26 protein-coding genes are annotated in these 19,872 nt (G+C 68.8%); 21 read left to right on the forward strand and 5 right to left on the reverse strand.

The window, feature by feature from the left end; all coding sequences use genetic code 11:
* Positions 1 to 6 precede the first annotated feature (6 nt).
* Genes fliF through flhA form a run of 18 tightly spaced genes read left to right on the forward strand, consistent with a single transcriptional unit; the run spans position 7 to position 14,425 of the window.
* The gene (gene fliF, locus BM269_RS25950) at positions 7 to 1,440 is read left to right on the forward strand and encodes a flagellar basal-body MS-ring/collar protein FliF (RefSeq protein ID WP_090444380.1); all 1,434 of its coding nucleotides are present in this window, start codon (positions 7 to 9) and stop codon (positions 1,438 to 1,440) included.
* Positions 1,437 to 1,907, forward strand: a complete 471-nt coding sequence (locus BM269_RS25955; RefSeq protein WP_090444383.1) for a hypothetical protein — start codon at positions 1,437 to 1,439, stop codon at positions 1,905 to 1,907. Before fliF ends, BM269_RS25955 begins: the two co-directional genes overlap by 4 nt.
* Entirely contained in the window at positions 1,895 to 2,725 is an 831-nt protein-coding gene (locus BM269_RS25960; RefSeq protein WP_139232873.1) for a FliH/SctL family protein, read from the forward strand. The genes BM269_RS25955 and BM269_RS25960 overlap by 13 nt, the downstream gene beginning before the upstream one ends.
* Positions 2,725 to 4,035 (forward strand): FliI/YscN family ATPase, encoded by a 1,311-nt coding sequence (locus BM269_RS25965; protein ID WP_090444389.1) that lies wholly within the window; start codon positions 2,725 to 2,727, stop codon positions 4,033 to 4,035. Before BM269_RS25960 ends, BM269_RS25965 begins: the two co-directional genes overlap by 1 nt.
* Positions 4,032 to 4,502, forward strand: a complete 471-nt coding sequence (locus BM269_RS25970) for a hypothetical protein (protein WP_090444393.1) — start codon at positions 4,032 to 4,034, stop codon at positions 4,500 to 4,502. Before BM269_RS25965 ends, BM269_RS25970 begins: the two co-directional genes overlap by 4 nt.
* A complete protein-coding gene (locus BM269_RS25975; protein ID WP_090444396.1) occupies positions 4,492 to 5,328 on the forward strand; it encodes a hypothetical protein in 837 nt (278 codons plus the stop codon). Before BM269_RS25970 ends, BM269_RS25975 begins: the two co-directional genes overlap by 11 nt.
* Positions 5,329 to 5,331: 3 nt before the next feature.
* Positions 5,332 to 5,736 carry a flagellar hook assembly protein FlgD gene (locus tag BM269_RS25980; protein WP_090444399.1) on the forward strand — a complete coding sequence of 135 codons (405 nt, stop codon included), beginning with the start codon at positions 5,332 to 5,334 and terminating at the stop codon, positions 5,734 to 5,736.
* A gap of 10 nt (positions 5,737 to 5,746) precedes the next feature.
* Positions 5,747 to 6,919: a flagellar hook protein FlgE gene (locus BM269_RS25985; protein WP_090444402.1), complete on the forward strand. Its 1,173-nt coding sequence runs from the start codon at positions 5,747 to 5,749 to the stop codon at positions 6,917 to 6,919.
* Positions 6,919 to 7,680 carry a FliM/FliN family flagellar motor C-terminal domain-containing protein gene (locus BM269_RS29560; RefSeq protein ID WP_090444405.1) on the forward strand — a complete coding sequence of 254 codons (762 nt, stop codon included), beginning with the start codon at positions 6,919 to 6,921 and terminating at the stop codon, positions 7,678 to 7,680. The genes BM269_RS25985 and BM269_RS29560 overlap by 1 nt, the downstream gene beginning before the upstream one ends.
* Positions 7,677 to 8,021, forward strand: a complete 345-nt coding sequence (locus BM269_RS25995; RefSeq protein ID WP_090444409.1) for a FliM/FliN family flagellar motor switch protein — start codon at positions 7,677 to 7,679, stop codon at positions 8,019 to 8,021. The genes BM269_RS29560 and BM269_RS25995 overlap by 4 nt, the downstream gene beginning before the upstream one ends.
* Position 8,022: 1 nt before the next feature.
* Positions 8,023 to 8,376, forward strand: a complete 354-nt coding sequence (locus BM269_RS26000; RefSeq protein WP_090444412.1) for a flagellar biosynthetic protein FliO — start codon at positions 8,023 to 8,025, stop codon at positions 8,374 to 8,376.
* Positions 8,373 to 9,134 carry a flagellar type III secretion system pore protein FliP gene (gene fliP / locus BM269_RS26005; RefSeq protein ID WP_090444415.1) on the forward strand — a complete coding sequence of 254 codons (762 nt, stop codon included), beginning with the start codon at positions 8,373 to 8,375 and terminating at the stop codon, positions 9,132 to 9,134. Before BM269_RS26000 ends, fliP begins: the two co-directional genes overlap by 4 nt.
* Positions 9,135 to 9,143: 9 nt before the next feature.
* Positions 9,144 to 9,878: a sigma-70 family RNA polymerase sigma factor gene (locus BM269_RS26010; protein WP_090444418.1), complete on the forward strand. Its 735-nt coding sequence runs from the start codon at positions 9,144 to 9,146 to the stop codon at positions 9,876 to 9,878.
* 24 nt (positions 9,879 to 9,902) lie between these two features.
* Complete coding sequence (locus tag BM269_RS26015) at positions 9,903 to 10,286, forward strand: hypothetical protein (protein ID WP_139232874.1); 384 nt, start codon at positions 9,903 to 9,905, stop codon at positions 10,284 to 10,286.
* Positions 10,276 to 10,542: a flagellar biosynthesis protein FliQ gene (gene fliQ / locus BM269_RS26020; RefSeq protein WP_090444424.1), complete on the forward strand. Its 267-nt coding sequence runs from the start codon at positions 10,276 to 10,278 to the stop codon at positions 10,540 to 10,542. Before BM269_RS26015 ends, fliQ begins: the two co-directional genes overlap by 11 nt.
* Before the next feature lie 6 nt (positions 10,543 to 10,548).
* The gene (locus BM269_RS26025; RefSeq protein WP_090444427.1) at positions 10,549 to 11,310 is read left to right on the forward strand and encodes a flagellar biosynthetic protein FliR; all 762 of its coding nucleotides are present in this window, start codon (positions 10,549 to 10,551) and stop codon (positions 11,308 to 11,310) included.
* Positions 11,310 to 12,392, forward strand: coding sequence for an EscU/YscU/HrcU family type III secretion system export apparatus switch protein (locus BM269_RS26030; RefSeq protein ID WP_090444430.1), 1,083 nt, complete (start codon positions 11,310 to 11,312; stop codon positions 12,390 to 12,392). Before BM269_RS26025 ends, BM269_RS26030 begins: the two co-directional genes overlap by 1 nt.
* The gene (flhA, locus tag BM269_RS26035; protein WP_090444433.1) at positions 12,392 to 14,425 is read left to right on the forward strand and encodes a flagellar biosynthesis protein FlhA; all 2,034 of its coding nucleotides are present in this window, start codon (positions 12,392 to 12,394) and stop codon (positions 14,423 to 14,425) included. The genes BM269_RS26030 and flhA overlap by 1 nt, the downstream gene beginning before the upstream one ends.
* On the opposite strand, the gene BM269_RS26040 is transcribed toward flhA, so the two are convergent.
* Positions 14,396 to 15,610: a multidrug efflux MFS transporter MdtH gene (locus BM269_RS26040; RefSeq protein ID WP_090444436.1), complete on the reverse strand. Its 1,215-nt coding sequence runs from the start codon at positions 15,608 to 15,610 to the stop codon at positions 14,396 to 14,398. The genes flhA and BM269_RS26040 overlap by 30 nt on opposite strands.
* 91 nt (positions 15,611 to 15,701) lie before the next feature.
* On the opposite strand from BM269_RS26040, the gene BM269_RS26045 reads away from it, so the two are divergent.
* Positions 15,702 to 16,580, forward strand: coding sequence for a LysR family transcriptional regulator (locus tag BM269_RS26045; protein WP_090444439.1), 879 nt, complete (start codon positions 15,702 to 15,704; stop codon positions 16,578 to 16,580).
* 14 nt (positions 16,581 to 16,594) lie between these two features.
* Here BM269_RS26045 and BM269_RS26050 read toward each other — a convergent pair whose 3' ends face one another.
* Both BM269_RS26050 and BM269_RS26055 read right to left on the reverse strand, forming a co-directional pair.
* Entirely contained in the window at positions 16,595 to 16,780 is a 186-nt protein-coding gene (locus BM269_RS26050) for a hypothetical protein (protein ID WP_090444442.1), read from the reverse strand.
* Between the two features lie 49 nt (positions 16,781 to 16,829).
* Entirely contained in the window at positions 16,830 to 17,615 is a 786-nt protein-coding gene (locus tag BM269_RS26055) for an alpha/beta fold hydrolase (RefSeq protein ID WP_090444446.1), read from the reverse strand.
* Positions 17,616 to 17,821: 206 nt separating this feature from the next.
* Between BM269_RS26055 and BM269_RS26060 the strand changes: the two genes are divergently transcribed.
* Positions 17,822 to 18,178, forward strand: a complete 357-nt coding sequence (locus BM269_RS26060; RefSeq protein ID WP_170860486.1) for a hypothetical protein — start codon at positions 17,822 to 17,824, stop codon at positions 18,176 to 18,178.
* Between the two features lie 8 nt (positions 18,179 to 18,186).
* On the opposite strand, the gene BM269_RS26065 is transcribed toward BM269_RS26060, so the two are convergent.
* Both BM269_RS26065 and gluQRS read right to left on the reverse strand, forming a co-directional pair.
* Entirely contained in the window at positions 18,187 to 18,495 is a 309-nt protein-coding gene (locus BM269_RS26065) for a DUF4124 domain-containing protein (protein WP_139232876.1), read from the reverse strand.
* Between the two features lie 47 nt (positions 18,496 to 18,542).
* Positions 18,543 to 19,460 (reverse strand): tRNA glutamyl-Q(34) synthetase GluQRS, encoded by a 918-nt coding sequence (gene gluQRS, locus BM269_RS26070; protein ID WP_090444455.1) that lies wholly within the window; start codon positions 19,458 to 19,460, stop codon positions 18,543 to 18,545.
* Positions 19,461 to 19,635: 175 nt separating this feature from the next.
* On the opposite strand from gluQRS, the gene BM269_RS29260 reads away from it, so the two are divergent.
* On the forward strand, positions 19,636 to 19,872 hold a 237-nt coding region (locus BM269_RS29260), incomplete at its 3' end, for a DUF6531 domain-containing protein (RefSeq protein ID WP_211482749.1).

Consider the following 19,872-nt stretch of genomic DNA (forward strand, 5'->3'; position numbering starts at 1 on the left):
AATGAGTTGAACGCATTGAAGGATAACTGGCGCAGCCTGGGCGCCGGCGCACGCACCGGCGTGCTGGCAGGCATGTTGTTGATCGTGCTGCTGGTGGGCAGCCTGGCGTGGTGGGTCTACCGGACCGACTACCAGGTGCTGTTTGCCGACCTGGCGCCGGCCGACGCCGCCGCCATGACGGCCGAACTGGACAAGCTGAAGACGCCCTACCAGCTGGGCGGCGAAGGCCGCACCATCCTGGTGCCGCACGATATGGTGTACAAGACCCGCCTCAAGCTGATGGGCAAGGAGCTGCCGCTGCGCGGCTCGGTCGGTTTCGAAGTCTTCAACAATGCCGACTTCGGCATGACCGACTTCGTGCAGAAGGTGAACTACCAGCGCGCGGTCCAGGGCGAACTGCAGCGCACCATCCTGGCCATCGACGACATCCAGTCGGCGCGCGTGCACCTGGCGGTGCCGGAGCAGGGCCTGTTCAAGCGCAGCGCAACGCGCGCCAAGGCTTCCGTCACGCTGGGCATGAAGGAGGGCCGCCGCCTGGGCGAAGAACAGGTGGCCGGCATCCAGCGCCTGGTGGCCGCTTCGGTGGCCGACCTGACCGTGGCCGACGTCACCGTGCTGGACCAGCATGGCGTGGCGCTGACGCGCGTGGCCGGCGGCGATGCGGCCGAAGCGGCTGCCAGCGGCCAGCTGGACGCCAAGCGCGGCAACGAAGACTACCTGCTGAAGAAGGTCAACCGCGTGCTGGAACAGACCTTCGGCCCCGGCGCGGCCGTGGCCAGCATCGACCTGGCGCTGAACATGGACCAGAGCAAGGTGACCATGGAGCAGGTGCTGCCGGGCCAGGGCGCCAATGCCGGCCTGATGGTGCGCGAGCGGCGCGTCAGCAGCGAAGGCGAGGGCGGCCAGAATGGCGCGGCCAAGGCGCCTGGCACCAATACCACCGAAGCCGACTACCAGGTCGGGCGCCGGGTCGAGCAGCTGAACGTGGCCAGCGGCGGCGTGCGCCGCATGACGGTGGCGGTGCTGGTGCGCCAGTCGCTGAACGAGGACCAGGTCGAAAAACTGAAGGAAGTGGTGGCCCTGGCCGTCGGCCTGAACCGCGAACGCGGCGATGCGCTGGTGCTGTATTCGATGCAGCAGTTCGGCAGCCTGCCCGACAGCCTGCCGACGCCGGTGGCGGCGAGCGCCTTGCCGGCCGCGGCCGGCGCGCCGGCCGACGCGGCGCCGCGGGCCGCGCAAGCTGCGGGCATGCCAGTGAAGTGGGTGCTGGCCGCCTTGGCAGCCGGCGTGCTGCTGGTGGGCGCAGTGCTGCTGGCGGGGCGCCGCCGCAGCGCCGCCGGCGCACCGGCGCAGCTTGACGCCGCCGCGCGCGAGCGCCTGCTGCTGGATATCCGCCACTGGATCGACACGCCGGCCGCCACCTCCGTGGAGCGCCAATGAACGGGCATAAGCAAGCGGCCGCCGCGCTGCACGGCTTGAGCACGGCGGACCGCGAAACCATGCTGGCCGAGCTGCCTGGCGCCGACCAGGACATCCTGCGCGGCTACCTGGCGGAACTGGCGGAACTGGGCTTTGCTGCGGCGCCGCTGCGCGCTGCCGCGGCAACGCCGGCCGACCAGGTGCGCGCTGCCGATGCCGCCACGCTGTACGCCCTGCTGGGACAGCAGCCGGCCGGGCTGGTGGCGCAATTCCTGCGCCTCGATGCCTGGCCGGCCGGCGCCGCGCTGCTGGCGCTGTTTCCGGCGCCGCAGCGCGAGCAGATCGTTGCGCTGCGGGAGCAGGGCGGCCCGGTGCCGCCGGCGCTGGCGCGCGCCCTGGTCGAACAACTGGCGGGCAGCCTGCCCGCCGCCGCCGCATTGCCATGGTGGCGCGGCGCCTGGCAGAAAGCCAAGGCATGGACAGCATAATCCGCGCCCCTGCCGTGGCCGGCAAGCCGCGCCGCCTGCATGCGCCGGGCACGCCGCACCTGGTCGACAGCAAGGTGCCGGCTGCGGCCGAGGCTCAGGCGCCGGCGCCTACGCCGCTGCCTTTAGCGCCGGCAGCGGCGCCGGCGGCCGTACTGGCGGCAGCCGCCATCGCCGAGGCGAGCGCGCGCCTGGAAGCGGAGCGGCAGGCCTGGAAGGCGCAGGCCGAACAGGAGCAACGCAGCTGGCTGGCCGAGGCGACGCAGCAGCGCGCCGCCCAGCAGCGCCAGGATGAAGCACAGCGCGCGGCCTGGCTGGAGCAAGCGGAACAGGAGCGCCAGGCGGCCCTCGAGGCGGCCGCCCAGGAAGGGCGCCAGGCCGGCCAGGAGCTGGCGCGGCAGGATGCGCAACAGGCCGTGCAGGCGCAGCTGGCGCGCCTGCAGGCCGCCGCCGGCGAATTGGCGCAAGCCCGGGAGACGCTGCAAGGCGCGGCCGAGGAGGATGCGGTGGAGCTGGCATTTGCCATGCTGTGCCGGGTGCTGGGCGAGCGTGCCGCCACGCGCGAGGGCATCGCCGCCATGGTGCAGGCGCAGTGCGCGGCGCTGCGCGACGACAGGCAGCTGACGGTGTACCTGCATCCCGACGACTGCGGCGCGATGGACGGCGGCGCGCAAGGCGCGCTGCGCTACGCCGCCGATCCCGGCATCGCGCTGGGCGGCTGCCGCATCGAGAGCGCCGCCGGCACGCTCGATGCGCGCCTGGAGCGCCAGCTGGAGCAGTTGCGCCTGGCGTTGCTGCAGGCGCGCAGGGAGCGTGGCTGATGCGGCAGCATTACCTCGACGCCGTGCAGCGCGCGCCGCTGGTGGAGCGCCAGGGGAAAGTCGCGGCCATTGCCGGCTATAGCGTGGAAGCCATCGGCCCCGATGTCACGCTGGGCGAGGTATGCGAGATCGTGCCGCTGGATGCGCCGCCGTTGCCGGCCGAGGCAGTGGGCCTGCATGGCGGCCGCGTGGTACTGATGCCGTATGGCGAATTGCGCGGTGTCGGCATCGGCGACCGCGTGCGCGCCACCGGCCGCCAGGCCGGCATGCCGGTCGGGCCGGCCCTGCTGGGCCGGGTGATCGACGCCTTCGGCCAGCCGCTGGACGGCGGCCCGCCGCCGCAGGCGGCCGAGCACCGCCCCTTGCAGGCGCCGCCGATCAACCCGCTGACGCGCCCGCGCATCGGAGAGGTACTGCCGACCGGGGTGCGCGCCATCGACACCCTGCTGCCGCTCGGCCGCGGCCAGCGTATCGGCATTTTCGCCGGCAGCGGCGTCGGCAAGAGCACCTTGCTGGGCATGCTGGCGCGCGATGTGCAGGCCGATATCAACGTGATCGCCCTGATCGGCGAGCGTGGCCGCGAAGTGCGCGAATTCGTGGAAAAGCACCTGGGCCCGGAAGGCTTGCAGCGCAGCGTGGTGGTGGTGGCGACGTCCGACCAGCCGGCGCTGGCGCGCACCCGCGCCACCCAGGCCGCCACCGTGATCGCCGAATATTTCCGCGACCAGGGCCGCCAGGTGCTGCTGATGATGGATTCGATCACCCGCTTCGCCATGGCGCGGCGCGAGATCGGGCTGGCCGCCGGCGAACCGCCGACGGCACGCGGCTACACGCCGTCGGTGTTCGCCGACATCCCGGCGCTGTGCGAACGCTGCGGCACTGCCGAATCGGGCGGCTCGATCACGGCGCTGTATACCGTGCTGGTGGAAGGCGACGACTTCAACGAGCCGATCTCGGACATCGTGCGCGCCACCCTGGACGGCCACGTGATGCTGTCGCGCGAACTGGCGCACGAAGGCCATTTCCCGGCCATCGACGTATTGCAAAGCACCAGCCGCCTGGCAGGCGACCTGGCCAGCGCCGAGGAACTGGCCGTGATGGGCAGCGCGGTCGAACAGCTGGCCACCTACCAGCGCAACCGCCAGATGGTGGACATGGGCGCCTACCGCGCCGGCAGCAATCCGGCGATCGACCGCGCCATGCAGGTCTATCCGGGGCTGCGCGCGGTGCTGTGCCAGAGCGTGCACGAATCGACGCCGCGCGCGGAAGCCATGGCGCGCCTGCAACGCGCGCTGGGTGAGGCGCCATGAGTGCGGCCAAGCGTTTCGTCTATCCGCTGGAGCCGCTGCGCCTGACGCGCGAGTGGGCGCTGGATGCGGCGCGCCAGGCGCTGGCGCGGCAGAACGCGGTGCTGGCCGAGGCGGGGCAGGCGATGGACCGGGCGCGCCGCCAGGAAAGCATGGCGCAGCAGCAGGCCCGTGCGCTGGGCGCCGGCGGCAGCGCGCTGCCGCTGCAGCAATTGCTGCAGCATGGGCGCTACCTCGATTGGCTGGGGCAGGCGGCGCAGGCAGCGGCGCAACAGCTGGACGAGGCGGGACAGGAACGCGACGCGCTGGCCGGGCAACTGGCCGTGGCGCAGCGCGCATTGGATGGTGTGGAACGCCACCGCAAGCAGGTACGGCAAGCCTTCCAGCGCGCGCAGGCGCAGGAGGAGGCGCGCCAGGCCGACGATTTGTGGGGCGTGCTGCAGGCAGCAAGGAGCAGGCATGGCAATTAATCTCGATACACAGGCGGCATCCGCCGCAGCGCCGGAGCGCCTGAACCGGCACAACGCGCAAGCGCGCCAGGAACGCTGGATGGCGCAACTGCAGGACGCGCTGTTCGTGCACGCCGCGCCGGCACCGGCGGGCGCCGCAGCGCGGCCCGGGGCACAGGCCCAGGACGGGCAGCCGGCGCGCCAGCACAGCAGGCAGGGCAGCGGCGGCGCGGCGCGGCCGGACCGCCCGGCCGGCGCCGCCGGCGCGGCAACCCGGCAGGCGGCACCGGCGCAAGCAGGCTTGGCCGGTGCGGCGCGCGCCGTGCAGGCCGGCAGCGCGGCGGCGCCAGGGCCGGGGTGCGGCTTGCACCTGCGCTGGATCACGCCTGCCTTGCCGGCGCAAGCGCAGCAGGAGGCCAGCGGCCCGGCCGCGGCGCCGCTGCGCGCCGGCGCCGGCCGCGCCCTGGGCGCCGCTGTTCCGCTCGCCGGGCAGGAGCCGGCGCCGGCTGAAGCAGCCGCGTTGGCGCAAGACGCCGGCGCCGGCGCCGCCGCCGAGCAGGACGCGCAGTATGCGCGCCGCCTGCTGCATGTGTACCAGGACCAGGACGGCGTCCAGGCCTGGCTGCGCGACGCGGCATTGACGCCGGGCCAGGCCGCCGCGGTGGCCGCCGCGCTGGCGGGCGAACTGGCCGGCGAGGGCCAGACGCTGGCGGCGCTGACCATCAACGGAAAACGCATGGAAGCCGGCGCCTTGCGCCGTGCGGCCGACGCTGCAAACAGTGCAGCGCATGACGAATCAATTGCGGAAGGCAGCCAGCTGCCGGCGCATCAACCGGGAAAGGTGTAAAGCATGACCATCAGTACCACATCGGCCATCGGGGGCGCGCGCGGACCGTCGCAGCCTTCCAACGTCAGCATCGAGGACTTCCTGAAAATCCTGAGCGCGCAGCTGAATGCGCAGGACCCGCTGAAGCCGGTGGAGAACCAGGACTTCGTGGCCCAGATCGCGCAATTCGCCAGCCTGCAGCAGACCTCCCAGCTCAACGAAAAGCTGGAGTCGATGCTGACGGTGCAGTCGTCGACCCAGTCGCTCGGCATGCTGGGCAAGACGGTGGACGTGGACATGAACGGCAGCGTGCTGACCGGCACCGTGTCGGCGCTGTCGCTGGCGTCGGGCCAGCCGCTGCTGACCGTGACGTCGGGCGGCCGCCAGCAGCCGGAAATCAAGCTGTCGCAAATCATCAATATCCGCTGAGGAGCGCGCCATGTTCGAGACGATTTCCATCGGTACTTCCGGCCTGCTGAGCAGCGAAAAGGGCTTGCGCGTGGTCGGCAACAACCTGGCCAACGTCAACACCACCGGCTTCAAGTCGTCGCAAGTGGGCTTTGCCTCGATGTTCGACCAGCAGTCCAACGGCAGCGGCACCGGCCAGGGCGAAGGCAGCGGCGTCAGCACCCGCGGCACCACCATCAATTTCCTGGCGGGCCTGGACCAGAGCACCGGCAGCGCGACCGACGTGAAAATCAACGGCAACGGTTTCTTCGTCGTCAAGCGCGGCAACGAGTACCTGTATACGCGCGCCGGCGACTTCCAGTTCAACGACCAGGGCGTGATGGTGAACGCAGCCGGCGACAAAGTGCAGGCGCTGGACGACGGCGGCAAGCTGGTGGACCTGGCGGTGGCGCGCTACAGCACCAATCCGCCCAAGGCCACCAGTACCGTCAGGTTCTCCGGCAACCTGGCCGCCTACAACGGCAATATCGCGCCGGCCGACCAGACGCTGTCCAACATCACGGTGGTCGACGGCAACGGCGGCAGCCATAACCTGACCCTGGTGTTCAAGGCGACGGCGCCCAGCCAGTTCACCGCCACCGTGACCGAAGGTTCGACCACGCTTGGCAGCGGCACCGTCAAGTTCGCCGGCGGCGCGCCGGTGGCGGGCTTCAACAACCTGGCGGTGATGTATGCGCCGGCCGGAACTTCCGCCATCAGCCTGAAATTCGATTTCTCCAGCGACGTGTTCTCGCAGATCGGCTCGTCCAGCATTGCTTTCGCCGGGCAGGACGGCTACGTCGCCGGCGCCAAGTCCGACCAGGCCATCGGCAGCGACGGTGTGGTGAGCGTCAAGTACAGCAACGGCCAGAGCACGCCGGGCCCGCGCCTGGCGCTGGCCGACTTCGGCTCGCCGCAGGACCTGGCGGAAGCCGGCCAGAGCGCTTTCCGCCGCAGTGCCACCGCCGTGGCCACCTATGGACGGGCCGGCGAGAACGGCCTGGGCACGCTGTTGTCCGGGCACCGCGAAGGCTCCAACGTCGACCTGGCCGAGGAGTTCTCCAACCTGATCCTGATGCAGCGCGGCTACCAGGCGGCGTCGCACGTGGTCAGCACCGCCAATGAAATGATCCAGCAGCTGTTCGACATGAAGGGAGGCCGCTGATGCTGGCCAGGCCTTATATCCTGCTGTCGGGCACGCGCCTGGCGCAGATCGAGCGCCGGCTGGCCGATGCGCTGCAGCGCTGGCAGGAACAGTGGGGCGACGCCGGCCTGCACGTCGCATGCACGGCGGCTGGCCGCGCCGATGCCGCCGGCTTTGCCGCGCGCGCCGCCTGGCAAGGCAGCGGCCAGGCGTGGATGGCCTGGCACGATGAATTCGGCGCCGCCGTCGAACGGGGCCTGTTCGGCGGCGTCGCCGCCGGCCTGGCGCACACGCTGGCCGCGCGCGCGCAGCAAGCCTTGCTGGCCGGCCTGGCCGAGGCGGCCATGCCCGGCGCGCTACGCCAGGGCGAACCCGGCGCGGTGGCGCCGGCCAACTGGCAGCCCGGCGCGGGCGCCGTGTTGGCGCGCGTGCACTGCGGCCGCCACACGCTGCAGCTGTTGCTGGAGCGGGAGGCCGTGGCGGCCCTGGCGCCGGCTGCGCCGCTGCGGCCGCCGGCGTTGGCGCCGTGCCGGCTGCCAGGCCTGGCCGGCAGCGCCAGCGTGGCGCTGCCGGTGCGCCTGGGCGCGGTGCAGCTGGACCTGGCCGCGCTGATGAGCGTCCAGGTCGGCGATGTGATCCGGCTCGATGCCGCGGCCGACCAGCCGTTGCCGGTGCTGGCGCCGGACGGCGGCCAGCCTTTGTTTTACGGCCACCTCGGCCGCGCCGGCAAGCTGCTGGCGCTCGAAGTCGGCCCCTTCTTACCTTCTGGGAGTAGTCAATGAGCAGTAATGCAAGCGGCCTGGCCGCAACCGTGGACCTGGCCGAACGCGTCGAGCTGGCTGACTTGCGCGGCCGCGCCGACGGCCAGCCCGTGGCGCTGGGGCATGGCGCCTTGCTGGGCGGGGTGCAGGTCGGCCTGTCCGTGATGGTCGGGCAGGCCCAGGCCAGCCTGGCCGCGCTGCTGGAGCTGAAAAGCGGCACCGTGCTGCCGCTGGACCGCCAGGTCGACAGCCCGCTCGACCTGATCGTCAACGGCCTGCTGGTCGGGCGCGGCGAGCTGGTGGTGGTGGGCGACCAGTTCGGCGTGCGCGTGACCGAAGTCGCGCCGCTGGCCAAGGACTGAGATGACGCAGCCGTCCGTTTCCGCCGCCAGCGCCAGTGCCGGCGCCAGCATTGGCGTGGCGCCGATCCCGTTCAAGCAGGAGGCGCCGCTGGCCGCCTCGCCGCTGGGCGGTGGCGCCGTGCTGGTGCTGCTGGTGTCGCTGCTGGTGATCGGCGTGGTGCTGTACCTGCGCCGCCGCCTGAACCTGGCGCCTGCCGCCGCCGCCGGCGCGCCGCGCCTGCTGCGCGTGCTCGAGCGCCAGCCGCTGGGACCGCGTGCGGTGCTGCTGGTGGTGGAATTCGACGGCGAGCGGCTGCTGCTGGCGCATACCGAACACGGTGTGACGCGCCTGGCGCAGGGCAAGGAGGCGCCATGAAGCGGCGCTCCGCCCTGCAAGCCTGCGCGCTGCTGGCGCTTGGCCTGTTGTGTGCAGGCGCCGCCTGGGCTGCCGCCCCGGCCGGCAGCGTGCCGGCCATCCAGCTGAACCTGGCGGGCGCCGGCCGCGGCGAAGTCTCGTCCGCGCTGCGCATCCTGCTCGGCCTGACGGTGCTGTCGCTGGCGCCGGCCATCCTGATGTCGATGACGTCCTTCGTGCGCATCGTGATCGTGCTGTCCATGCTGCGCCACGCGATGGGCATGCAGGAAACGCCGCCCAATACCGTCATCATCAGCCTGTCGCTGTTCCTGACCATGTTCACCATGGCGCCCGCGCTGCAGCAGGCCAATACCCAGGCCCTGCAGCCTTATATGGCGGGCAAGATGACGCCGGAAAAGGCGGCGCCGGCGGCCTTGGCGCCGCTGCGCGAATTCATGGTGCGCCAGACGCGCGAGCAGGACCTGGCGCTGATGGTGGAGCTGGCGCATGCCGAACGTCCGGCCAGCATCGACGATATCAGCATGCTGCAGCTGATCCCGGCCTTCATGCTGTCCGAGCTGCGCTCGGCGTTCCAGATCGGCTTCGTGATCTTCCTGCCCTTCCTGCTGGTCGACCTGATCGTGTCGTCGGCGCTGATGGCGCTGGGCATGATGATGGTGCCGCCCGCCTCGATCTCGCTGCCGCTGAAGATCCTGCTGTTCGTACTGATGGACGGCTGGAACCTGGTGGTGCGGGCCTTGCTGGGCACCTTTGCCTGAGGTGCGCCGGTGCTGGTCGACGAGTTCAAAGCCGGTGCCGCCGGCACAGCCGCCGCAGTGCTGTGGGAGCGCCTGGCCGCCGGCGACGCCGCGGCGCGCGCCGAGCTGGTGCGCGCTTATGAGCCGTACGCGCGCATGCACGCGGCCCGCCTGTTCGGGCGCCGCGTGCTGCATGACCTCGAGTTCGGCGACTACCTGCAATACGCGCATGTCGGGTTGCTGGAAGCGATCGACCGCTACCGGGTCGGCGAGGGCGCCAAGTTCGAGACCTTTGCCTCGGCCCGCGTCAGCGGCGCGATCCTGAACGGCATCGCCTCGGCCAGCGAAATCCGCGAGCAGGTGGCTGCGCGCAAGCGCATCGTTGCGCAGCGCGTTTCGGCGCTGGGCGAACCCGGGCCGGCCGACGTGTTCGGGCAGCTGGCCGAGATGGCCATCGGGCTGGCGATCGGTTTCGTGCTGGAAGACACCGGCATGCACAGCGCGCCGGACGCCGGCTACGCCGACAACAGCTACCAGGGCGCGGCGGTGGGCCAGCTGCGGCGCACGCTGGACGCGGCCCTTGGGCAACTGCCGCCGCTGCAGCGCCGCGTGGTGCAGGGACATTACCTGCATGGGCAACCGTTCGGCGAGATCGCCTTGGCGCACCAGTTGTCGGCCGGGCGCGTGGCGCAGTTGCACAAGGAAGCCATGGCCAGGCTGCGCACCCTGCTGCGCGAGCGCAATGTAGTGGATATCAGTTTTTGAGCCCGGATCACGGGGGAGGCAAGTATGGTGACATCGATAGGCGGAGTGCGGGACCTGGTCAGCTTGATTCGCGGCCAACTGGCGCCGCGCATGCAGAAAGCGGCGCAGGCTCCGGCGCGCGCGCGGGCTGCGCAGGCGCAGCGGCAAGACGATGTGCTGGCCGGCCTGATCGAGACGCGCGTGCGCGCCATCCGCCGCGACGATCCGCAGCGCGGGCGCAAGGCGTTCCGCGTCTTCCTGGAGGCCTTGCTGCTGTCCGAACTGGGCGAGGGCCTGCTGGCCGATCCGCGCTTTTTCCAGTTGCTGGACGACGTGCAGGCGGCGCTGGAGGCCGATGAAGGCAGCCGCGCCTTGGTGGAACAGGCGATCGGCCAGCTGCTGGCGACGGGAGCGGGCGATGTCGTCTGACCTGGCGCTGCGCATGTTGGCCGACCTGCTGTGGAACGGCCTGTTGATTTCGGCTCCGCTGCTGGCGGTGACGCTGGTGGTGGGCCTGCTGGTGAGCGTGGTGCAGGTGGTGACCCAGATCCAGGAATCGTCGCTCAGCTTCGTGCCCAAGCTGGTGGCGGCGGTGGTGGTGCTGGTGCTGTGCGGCCCCTGGATGCTGAAGCGGCTGGTGGCGTTTTCGGCCGGCCTGATCGCCGGCATTCCCAACCAGTTCTAGCGCGCCATGCAGATTTCGATCGACGCCGGCTGGGCCGTTGCCGTGTTCCTCGTTTCACTGAGGCTCAGTTTCCTGTTCCTGCTGTCGCCCGTCTTCAGCGGCCTGGCCGCGCCGGTGGCGCCGCGCGTGCTGCTGACGCTGGCCCTGGCGGCCTTGCTGGTGGCCGGCGGCGCGCTGCGGCCGGCCTTGCCCGACTACACCCTGGGCAGCCTGGTGCAGGGCGCGCTGGGCGAGGCGGTGGTCGGCATCACGCTCTCCTTCGGGGTGTTTGCCGCCTTTGGCGCCTTTTCCATGGCCGGCAAGCTGCTTGACATCCAGAGCGGTTTCGGCATCGGCAGCGTGTACGATCCGGTGACCCGCAGCGGGGCGCCGATGTTTGCCGCCATCCTGAACCTGGTGGCGGTGGCGCTGTTCTTCGCGCTCGATGCCCACCATGCCCTGATGCGCGGCATCGCTTTCTCGCTGCAGCAAGTGCCGCCCGGCGCCGGCCTGGCCCTGCCGCTGGAGGCGGTGCTGGCCCAGTTCGGACTGGTGTTTTCGATGGGGCTGGCGCTGGTCATCCCGGTGATGCTGTGCCTGCTGCTGATTGAAATCGGGCTGGCGGTCGTGTCGCGCGCGCTGCCGCAGATGAACGTGTTCGTGATCAGCATCCCGGTCAAGCTGGTGGCCGGGGTGTCGATCTTCGCGCTGTGCGCACCGGCGCTGGAACCGGCCATGGGCCGGGTCTACGCGTCCATCTTCACGTTCTGGGAAAGGGCGCTGCACTGATGTCGGACGACGCAGACCGCTCGGAACAGGCGACACCGCACCGGCTGGAACAAGCCCGCAAGAAGGGCCAGGTGGCGCGCAGCAACGACTTGCTGGCGTTTGCCAGCATCGCGGTGCTGGCCATCTGCGTGCACGCCAGCGCCTGGGATGGCCTGGGCCAGGTGCTGCAATTGCAGCGCCGTATCCTGGCGCGCGCCACGCAGCTGGACTGGAGCATCAACGGCATGGCGCAGTGGAGCGGCGAACTGCTGGTGGCCATGCTGGCGCTGCTGGGCCCCTTGCTGCTGGCCCTGGTGATCGCCGGGGTGCTGGCCAACCTGCTGCAAACCGGGCCGGTGTTCAGCACCGATCCGCTGGGGCCGGATTTTACCCGCCTGAACCCGGCGCAGGGCTTGCAGCGGATCCTGTCGATGCGCACCTTGTTCGAGGCCGCCAAGAGCCTGCTCAAGCTGGCGGTGCTGGTGTACGTCGGCTGGCTGGTGGTGCGCGACGCGATCCCGGGCATGCTGGGCTTGCCGCTGGCCCAGCCCCAGGCCTACCCGCGCATCCTGCTGGGGCTGGCCGGCGCGCTGCTGGCCAAGCTGGCGCTGGCCATGCTGCTGATCGCGCTGGTCGACGTCGGCTTCACGCGCTGGGACTTTGCCAAGCGCATGCGCATGAGCAAGCGCGATATCAAGGATGAGCACAAGAACCGCGAAGGCGATCCGCGCATCCGTTCCCGCATCCGCGAGCTGCGCAAGGAATTGCTGAAGCGCAGCCAGTCGGCGCGCAAGGTGGCCAGTGCCGACGTGCTGGTCACCAACCCGACCCACCTGGCCGTCGCCCTCAGCTACCAGCACGGCACGGCCGGCGCGCCCAAGGTGGTGGCCAAGGGGGCCGGGGACCTGGCGCGCCGCATGCGCGAGGTGGCGTACCGCAAGAATATCCCGATCGTGCAGAACCGGCCGCTGGCGCGCACCCTGTTCCGCGAGGTCGACTTCGAGGGCTATGTGCCCGAGAAGCTGTATCCGCAAATTGCAAAAATCATGGTGTGGGTCTACGCGATGCGCGAGGCCCGCCAAAAGCCTGGAAGGGGCATCTGATGTTAAGTCGTTTCTTCGGCAGGAATGCCGACCTGGTGATGGTGCTGCTGGTGGTGGGCATCCTGACGGTATTGTTCGTGCCGATCGCCTCGGGCGTCCTGGATTTCCTGATCCTGACCAATATCAGCTTTGCGCTGACCATCCTGCTGCTGACGTTCTACATTCCGCGGCCGGTGGAGTTTTCCACTTTCCCCTCGCTGCTGCTGATCGCCACCCTGTTCCGCCTCTCGCTCAACGTGGCGGCCACCCGCCTGATCCTGTCCGACGCCGATGCCGGCCATGTGATCGGCGCCATCGGGTCCTATGTGGTGGGCGGCAATTACGTGATCGGCCTGATCGTGTTCCTGATCCTGGTGGTGGTGCAGTTCGTGGTGGTGACCAACGGCGCCCAGCGCGTGTCCGAGGTGGCAGCCCGCTTCACGCTGGACAGCATGCCGGGCCAGCAGATGAGCATTGACGCCGACCTGAACATGGGTTTCATCGACCAGGAAGAAGCCAAGGCGCGCCGCAAGATGCTGGAGAAAGAGTCCGGCTTCTACGGGGCGATGGACGGCGCCAGCAAGTTCGTCAAGGGCGACGCGGTGGCCGGCATCATCATCATGCTGATCAATATCATTGGCGGCCTGGTGATCGGCATCATGCAGATGGGCATGCGCTGGGACCAGGCCTTGCAGACGTTTACCCTGCTGACCGTGGGCGACGGCATCGTGACCCAGGTGCCGGCGCTGGTGATCGCGGTGGGCACCGGCATTATCGTGACGCGTTCCGCTTCGGACGGCAACCTGAGCACGCAGGTGCTGCGCCAGCTGACCTCCTTCCCCAAGACGCTGTTCATCGTGGCCGGCGCGCTGGGCGCGCTGTTCTTCCTGCCCGGCATCCCGGCCCTGCCGGTGCTGCTGGTGGGCGGCTTCCTGTTCGGCCTGGGCCTGCTGCTGCAGCGCCGCGGCGCGGAATCGGCTGCGGCGCCCGACAGCGCGGATGCGGCGGCGCCGAAACAGGAAGAAGATGCCTACGATTTGCTGAAAGTGGAACCGATCGAAGTCCACGTCGGCACCGCGCTGCTGCCGCTGGTGGGCGGCGAGCAGGGCTTGCTGACGGAGCGCATCGGCGCCATCCGCAAGCAATTCGCGCTGGAGTCGGGCATGGTGCTGCCGCGCGTGCGCTTCCGCGACGCGCCGCACCTTGGCAGCACGGCCTACGAGTTGCGGGTGTTCGGCGTGCTGGCCGGGCGCGGCGACATCATGCTGGACCGTACGCTGGCGATCCATAACGGCGGCGAGCAGCGTCCGCTGAAAGGCGTCGAGACGCGCGAGCCGACCTATGGCTTGCCGGCGGTATGGATCGAAGACAGCGAGCGCGAAATCGCGCGTGCGGCGCGCTACACGCTGGTCGATGCCAGCACGGTGTTCATCACCCACCTGTCGGAAGTGCTGAAACAGCAGTCGGCCATGCTGCTGACGCGCACCGAGACCGACAAGCTGCTGCAGCGCATCCGCGACGCGCAGCCGGGCCTGGTGGAAGAGCTGGTGCCGACCGTGATGTCGATCAGCGACGTGCAGAAGGTCTTGCAGAACCTGCTGCGTGAAAAAGTCTCGGTGCGCCACCTGGAAGCCATCCTGGAAACCCTGGCGGACGTCGGGCGTGCCAGCAAGGACCATGGCTACCTGACCGAAATGGTGCGCCAGAAACTGGGCACCGCGATCTGCCAGGACCTGCTGGGCGGGCAGGGCGCGCTGCACGTGCTGACGCTGGACCCGGCGGTCGAACAGGTGCTGATGCAAAGCCTGCGCCAGGCCGACGGCGGCAATATCGTGGTCGAACCGCGCTTTGCCGACCAACTGCTGGCGCGCATGGCGTCCCAGTCCGAGCGCATGATGAAGGCCAATATGATGCCGGTGCTGCTGTGCGCGCCGGACTTGCGGCGCCACGTGCGCGCACTGTGCGAGCGTGTGCTGCCGCACTTGCGCGTGCTGTCCATGGCGGAAGTGCCGAACAGCGTCAATTTAAAGGCCTACGCCGCGATCAGCGTGTAATTTCCGGCCCGGCAGCGGGGCCGCGGCGCACGCCAGCAGCGCCAGGGTCAGCCAGCCAATGCCGGCCATGGCCAGCCATGGCAGCTGCGGGGCGCGCATGGCGCGGCTCCAGTCCAGCAGCCAGCCGCCGGCGGTGTAGCCGAACAGCCCGCCCAGCGCCAGCCCGAATCGGCTGAGGCCCATATAGCTGGCGCGCGCGGCGGGCCGGGCATAGCGCGATACCAGCGATTCGCGCGCCGGTTCGGCGACCAGCGAGCCGGTATGGAACACGGCGATGCAAACGAACATCGGCACCAGGGCGCGCGCCGCCGACATGGCCAGCACGGCGCAGCTCATGATGCCGATGCCGGCCAGCAGGCGGGCCTCCAGCGACAGGTAACGCTCGCCAAGGCGCGCCATCGGATACAACAACGTCAGTGCCAGGAGCGCGTCCATCGCATACATCCAGGCCACGCTGCGCGGCGTGCCGGACAGCCCGGCCAACGTGACCGGCACCAGCATCATGAGCTGCACGGTCATGATGTAATAGCCGCTCAGCGCCAGCACCAGCATCAGGAATGGCTTGTCGCGCAAGGGAATCCGCATGGCCCGGGCCGCCGAAGTGCCCGGCGTGGCGACACGGTAGGCCGGCAGCAGCCAGGCATTGGCCAGCGCCGCCAGCACGAAGACAGCGCAGCCGCCCAGGCCGACCCAGCGGAAATCGGCCGCCAGCAGCAAGGTGCCCAGCAGGGCGCCCGTCATGGCCGACACGCTTTCCTGCATCATCAATGCTGAATAGAAGCGCGGCCGCTCGGCCGGGCGCGTCAGCTTGACCCCCAGCGCGCCGCGCGCCGGCTCGAACAGGCTGCCGCCGAGGCCGGACATCACGCAGGACAGCAGCAGCCAAGCCGGGTTGGCGGCGAAGCCCATCAACGCAAAGCCGCTGGCGCGCAGCAGCATTCCGCCGACGATCATGGGCTTGGCGCCGAAGCGGTCCGACAGGGAGCCGCCGAACAGGGCCAGGCCTTGCTGCGCCACCTGCCGCGCGCCGAGCGCCAGGCCCACCGCAGCGGCGGCCCATCCCAGTTGGCCGACGAAGTGCAGGCCGACGATGGGGAACACCAGGTAAAAGCCGCCCACCACCAGCATGTGGTCGATCATCAGAAACCGCTTGCCCAGCCGCCTTGCCCTTTGTGCACCCGTCATCGGATTCCTCCTGTTCAGATGCCGACATCTTAGGCAGCGTTGAGACATAATAGAAGCCGTTATCCCGTCATATTTTGTATTGGATTTTATTATGTCTCTTGCCTTTGACGACCTGGCCCTGCTGGTGGAGATCGTGGAGTGCGGAAGTTTCAGCCAGGCTGCCGCGCGGCGCCGCTGGTCGCAGCCGCAAGTGAGCCAGCGCGTCGCTGCGCTGGAGCAGCAATTGGCGGTGCAGCTGTTCACGCGGCACCGGCGCGGCGCCACGCCGACGCCGGCCTGCCTGACTTTCCTGCCTGCGGCGCAGCAGGCGCTGGCGGCCCTGGAAGCGGGGCGCCAGGCCGTGCAAGGGGCGCCGGCGCTGCCGCAGGTCACGCTGTCCTGCGTGCCCTCGCTGGCCGCCTTGCTGTTCGGCCCTATCTTGCTCAAGCTGGCCGATGCGCCGCTGGAAATCCGCTGCAGCACCGACCATTCGCCGGTCATCATGGAACAGCTGTTGACCGGGCGCGTGCAACTGGGGCTGGTACTGAAATGCCCCGCCATCGCAGGCATTCACCTGGAGCGGCTGTCGGTATCGCCCATCGTTGCGGTGGTAGGGCGCGGCCATCCGCTGACGCGGCGCGGCCCGCTGCAACTTGCCGACGTGGCCAATGCGCGCCTGGCGCCCCAGTATTGGGGCGAGGAGTGCGATGAACTGGTCCGGATGCTCCGTGTCCACCGCCGCAGCGACAGCCCGATCCATGCCATCCAGCCTTCCGCGGCGTCCATCCTGCTGGCGCAAGAGCACGGCTTTTTGACCTTCATGCCGGAGATGGCGGCGGCGCGCCAGCTCAAGCTGGGCAACCTGGTGAAACTGGAGATTGGCGATCTGCCGCGTTGGGAATGGGAGGCGATGGTGGCCTGGCGCAGCGGCAAGCGGCCGGATGCGGCCAAGCTGCGCGTGCTGCAGGCCGTGCGCGAGTTAGCGCTCTAAGCTAGTGCACTAAGCTAGTGCACTGAAGCGCTGCAGTTGCGGCGCTGTTCAGGATAGGCCAGCACGCGCAGGATCACGCTGCGCGGCACATGCATGCTTTGCATGTAAATCCAGGCATTGGCGGCGCCCAGCTGCGTATGCAGCTCGATGCCTTTCTCCACCTGGATTGCCATTTGCTGGTCATAGCGTGTATCGCTCATGATGCTCGGTTCCATCCGATCATTATCGGCCCATTATCGAACAATGGGATCAGGCGGGCAAGCGCTGGTTTTCGAGGAAGCCGAGCAGCACCTGGTTGATGTCGGCCGCGTGGGTGATCGGCGCCATATGGCCGCCGGGCGTCAGCGTGAATTGTGCTTGCGGCAGCGCTGCGGCCAGGGTTTCCGCGACACGGCGGGTGGATGCCGGGCCTTTGGCGCCGGCCATCACCAGCGCCGGGACGTCCAGTTGCGCCATGTCCGGCACGCGAGCCGGCTCGCCCAGCAGGGCCACGAAGTCCAGCTTGACCTTGGCGATGCCGCTGGTGAAGCGCTGCCGTTGCACTTCCGGCAGGGCGTCGAAGGCGCCTGCGCGGTTCCAGTAATCGATGAAGGCGCGGGTCGCATCGTCGGCGCTCGTTGCCGCATTGATGTCGGCCACCACCGCCTCGATTTCCCGGCGGCCGGCATCGCTGGCCGGCAGCAGGTGGAAGGCGACCGGTTCGAACACGGACAAGGACAGCACGCGCTCGCGCATCTGGCGCGCCAGGCGCAATGCGGTGGCGCCGCCGTACGAGTGGCCAACCAGATGGAATTGCTCGCCGGCATCAAGGTGGGAAGCCAGGGCAGCGGCCACGGCATCGGCTTCATACGCCAGGGTATAACCGGCGGCTGCCGCCTCGGTCGGGAAGGCGGATTTGCCATAGCCCAATAGATCAATCGCGATAAAGCGGTAACTGGCTTCTTGTTCGGCCATCAGGGTGGTCCACTGGCTGCGCGAGCTGAGCGAACTGTGCAGCAGTACAACGGCGGGGCGGGTGTCTGGCGTAGTGTGCATCTTCTTCTCTGAAAACCGATATCCAAAAGACAAGCCGGCTATTATACCGCGCCGCAGCATCCGCCCGCCGGCTTCAAGCGCTCGATGTCGAAATTCCTTACAGAAATCTATAAATTCCGCAACGCCTAGCCCGGTTCCCCTTGACACTTAAACGTGGCATGGAAACTGCTTTGTTACTCTCAGTGACGATGGAGGCCAACGTGATCATGGAACGCTCTGCCTTGCCCGCGCTGCTGCTGACGCTATTGCTCGGGTTGCTTATGCAAGGGATGCTGGCGGGGTTGCACTTTGCAACCGCCCGCTCCGAGTGGGTGTGCCGCACCCTTTACCTGGCGGCACTGCTGTTGAATTTGCTGGCGGTGCGCCGCCTGAATCCTGCCCATCTGTCGGCAGCGGTGTTGCCGCTGGCGCCCATCGTGATGGCGGTGGCCGTCACATACTTCACCGTCAGCGATCCGGAAGCGCCGGCCCAGGTCACCTTGCTGCTGTTGCCGATCGTGCATGGCGCAGCGGCGGGCTGCATGCTGCTGCTGCCGCTGGAAGACGGGGACGGCCCGCGGTAGGCCCGAAGCTAGCGCGCGCTGGCGACCTTGTCGCGCAGATCGAGGGCTTGGCGCGCCATGCGCAGGGTCTGCACATCGATTTTCGGCGGCACCTGGGCCGGTGGTTTGTTGACCCACCGGCTACGTGCCTGTTCGGACGCCGGCAGCACGAAGTGCTCCTTCTCCATGACGGAACGGGCTCCATTGGGCAGGCTCTCGCAAGGACGGTCGGTCAGCATGACCACGCCCTGGCCGTCGATACAGCGGAAAAAGCTGTCCTCGGCGGTTGCCGGCAGCGCCATTGCGCACAAGGCGCAAGAGATCAGTAAGTGACGCATGGCCCACCTCCTTTCGCTTGGTGGGGCCAGTATGCGGCGGCGCTTGCTTAAGGTCTGTGCGGCGCCTCACCGTGGGCGCGCAGCAGCGCATCCCATGCCGGTACGGCGGCGCGCCAGAAGGCGCCGACACTGTCGGCCTTGACTTCGAGCCCAAGGAAGCGGGCGGCAGGCAGCAAGGCGCTGCCGAGCAGGCTTTCGGCCGGCGCGCCGGTGTCGAAGGCTTGCGCGCCGGTTTGCTTGGACAGTTTCTCGCCGTCCGCATTCACCACAAGTGGCACATGCAGGTAACGCGGTGGCGGCAAGCCGAGCAAGCGCTGCAGGAAAATCTGGCGCGGCGTGGAGTCGAGCAGGTCGGCCCCGCGCACGATGTCAGTGATGCCTTGCGCGCCATCGTCCACCACCACGGCCAGTTGGTAGGCCCAGAAACCGTCGGCCCGGCGCAGCACGAAGTCGCCGACTTCGTCCGTAATGTCCTGGCTGATGTCACCGGCGAACCGGTCATGGAAATGGATCACGCAAGGCGGTTCCTGCGGTGTGCGCAAGCGCAGGGCGCGTGCCGTGCGGCCGGGGGCCAGGCCGGTGCGGCAGGTGCCGGGATAGACCAGGTTCGGGTTGCCGGCCACACCCAGGCGCAGTTGGGAATCCGCGATCTCCTTGCGCGAGCAGCCGCAAGGGTAAATGTTGTCGCCCAGTTGACGCAGCGCCGCTTCGTACAAGTCTTCGCGTTGGGTTTGCCAGGTTACCTCGCCATCCCATTGCATGCCGCAGCGTTGCAGCGAGGCGAGGATGTGCTGGTCGGCGCCTGCCACATTGCGGTCGCGGTCGACATCCTCCACGCGCACCAGCCATTGGCCCTGATGGACCTTGGCGTCGAGGTAGCTGGCCATGGCCGCTACCAGGGAGCCAAGGTGCAATGGTCCGGTCGGGGAGGGCGCAAAGCGGCCGATATAAGGCGTGTATTTCATACGGGCCGTAGCATACCACCCCGCATCCGGCGGTGGCCGGATCGCCCCCGGCCCGCCCGGCAGCAAAAAAATCTTACTACATCCCTAAACTTTTTTTAAATGCAGTGGATATATTGCTTGAGGACATGCGAAACGCTGCCTCGGCGGTTGTTTATTTGCCAATATAGGAAAAGTCATGGTAGCGAATATTAGCGGTAGTGGTCTGGGTCTGAATCTGGTGTCGGCGTCGACCCTGGGTGGTGGAGTTGCTGGAAATGCCACGTTGGGCAACAGCGGCGAAAAGGCCTATGTCAATACCGCCACCGGTAATCTGGTCCTGCAAGACCGCGACGACCTGCTGGCCGGCCAGGGTTTCGATATCGCCACCGTGCGCACCTACAACAGCCAGGGCACGCTGGATGCCGCCAACGGC

This window comes from Duganella sp. CF458, from assembly GCF_900113115.1.
Taxonomy (GTDB): Bacteria; Pseudomonadota; Gammaproteobacteria; order Burkholderiales; family Burkholderiaceae_D; genus Rugamonas.

Excerpts from the sequence above, each read along its gene's own strand:
- BM269_RS25955 (WP_090444383.1), top strand. The coding sequence starts at position 1,437 with ATGAACGGGCATAAGCAAGCGGCCGCCGCGCTGCACGGCTTGAGCACG.
- BM269_RS25960 (WP_139232873.1), top strand. The coding sequence starts at position 1,895 with ATGGACAGCATAATCCGCGCCCCTGCCGTGGCCGGCAAGCCGCGCCGC.
- BM269_RS25965 (WP_090444389.1), top strand. The coding sequence starts at position 2,725 with ATGCGGCAGCATTACCTCGACGCCGTGCAGCGCGCGCCGCTGGTGGAG.
- BM269_RS25970 (WP_090444393.1), top strand. The coding sequence starts at position 4,032 with ATGAGTGCGGCCAAGCGTTTCGTCTATCCGCTGGAGCCGCTGCGCCTG.
- BM269_RS25975 (WP_090444396.1), top strand. The coding sequence starts at position 4,492 with ATGGCAATTAATCTCGATACACAGGCGGCATCCGCCGCAGCGCCGGAG.
- BM269_RS25980 (WP_090444399.1), top strand. The coding sequence starts at position 5,332 with ATGACCATCAGTACCACATCGGCCATCGGGGGCGCGCGCGGACCGTCG.
- BM269_RS25985 (WP_090444402.1), top strand. The coding sequence starts at position 5,747 with ATGTTCGAGACGATTTCCATCGGTACTTCCGGCCTGCTGAGCAGCGAA.
- BM269_RS29560 (WP_090444405.1), top strand. The coding sequence starts at position 6,919 with ATGCTGGCCAGGCCTTATATCCTGCTGTCGGGCACGCGCCTGGCGCAG.
- BM269_RS25995 (WP_090444409.1), top strand. The coding sequence starts at position 7,677 with ATGAGCAGTAATGCAAGCGGCCTGGCCGCAACCGTGGACCTGGCCGAA.
- BM269_RS26000 (WP_090444412.1), top strand. The coding sequence starts at position 8,023 with ATGACGCAGCCGTCCGTTTCCGCCGCCAGCGCCAGTGCCGGCGCCAGC.
- fliP (WP_090444415.1), top strand. The coding sequence starts at position 8,373 with ATGAAGCGGCGCTCCGCCCTGCAAGCCTGCGCGCTGCTGGCGCTTGGC.
- BM269_RS26015 (WP_139232874.1), top strand. The coding sequence starts at position 9,903 with ATGGTGACATCGATAGGCGGAGTGCGGGACCTGGTCAGCTTGATTCGC.
- fliQ (WP_090444424.1), top strand. The coding sequence starts at position 10,276 with ATGTCGTCTGACCTGGCGCTGCGCATGTTGGCCGACCTGCTGTGGAAC.
- BM269_RS26025 (WP_090444427.1), top strand. The coding sequence starts at position 10,549 with ATGCAGATTTCGATCGACGCCGGCTGGGCCGTTGCCGTGTTCCTCGTT.
- BM269_RS26030 (WP_090444430.1), top strand. The coding sequence starts at position 11,310 with ATGTCGGACGACGCAGACCGCTCGGAACAGGCGACACCGCACCGGCTG.
- flhA (WP_090444433.1), top strand. The coding sequence starts at position 12,392 with ATGTTAAGTCGTTTCTTCGGCAGGAATGCCGACCTGGTGATGGTGCTG.
- BM269_RS26040 (WP_090444436.1), bottom strand. The coding sequence starts at position 15,610 with ATGACGGGTGCACAAAGGGCAAGGCGGCTGGGCAAGCGGTTTCTGATG.
- BM269_RS26045 (WP_090444439.1), top strand. The coding sequence starts at position 15,702 with ATGTCTCTTGCCTTTGACGACCTGGCCCTGCTGGTGGAGATCGTGGAG.
- BM269_RS26050 (WP_090444442.1), bottom strand. The coding sequence starts at position 16,780 with ATGAGCGATACACGCTATGACCAGCAAATGGCAATCCAGGTGGAGAAA.
- BM269_RS26055 (WP_090444446.1), bottom strand. The coding sequence starts at position 17,615 with ATGCACACTACGCCAGACACCCGCCCCGCCGTTGTACTGCTGCACAGT.
- BM269_RS26060 (WP_170860486.1), top strand. The coding sequence starts at position 17,822 with ATGGAACGCTCTGCCTTGCCCGCGCTGCTGCTGACGCTATTGCTCGGG.
- BM269_RS26065 (WP_139232876.1), bottom strand. The coding sequence starts at position 18,495 with ATGCGTCACTTACTGATCTCTTGCGCCTTGTGCGCAATGGCGCTGCCG.
- gluQRS (WP_090444455.1), bottom strand. The coding sequence starts at position 19,460 with ATGAAATACACGCCTTATATCGGCCGCTTTGCGCCCTCCCCGACCGGA.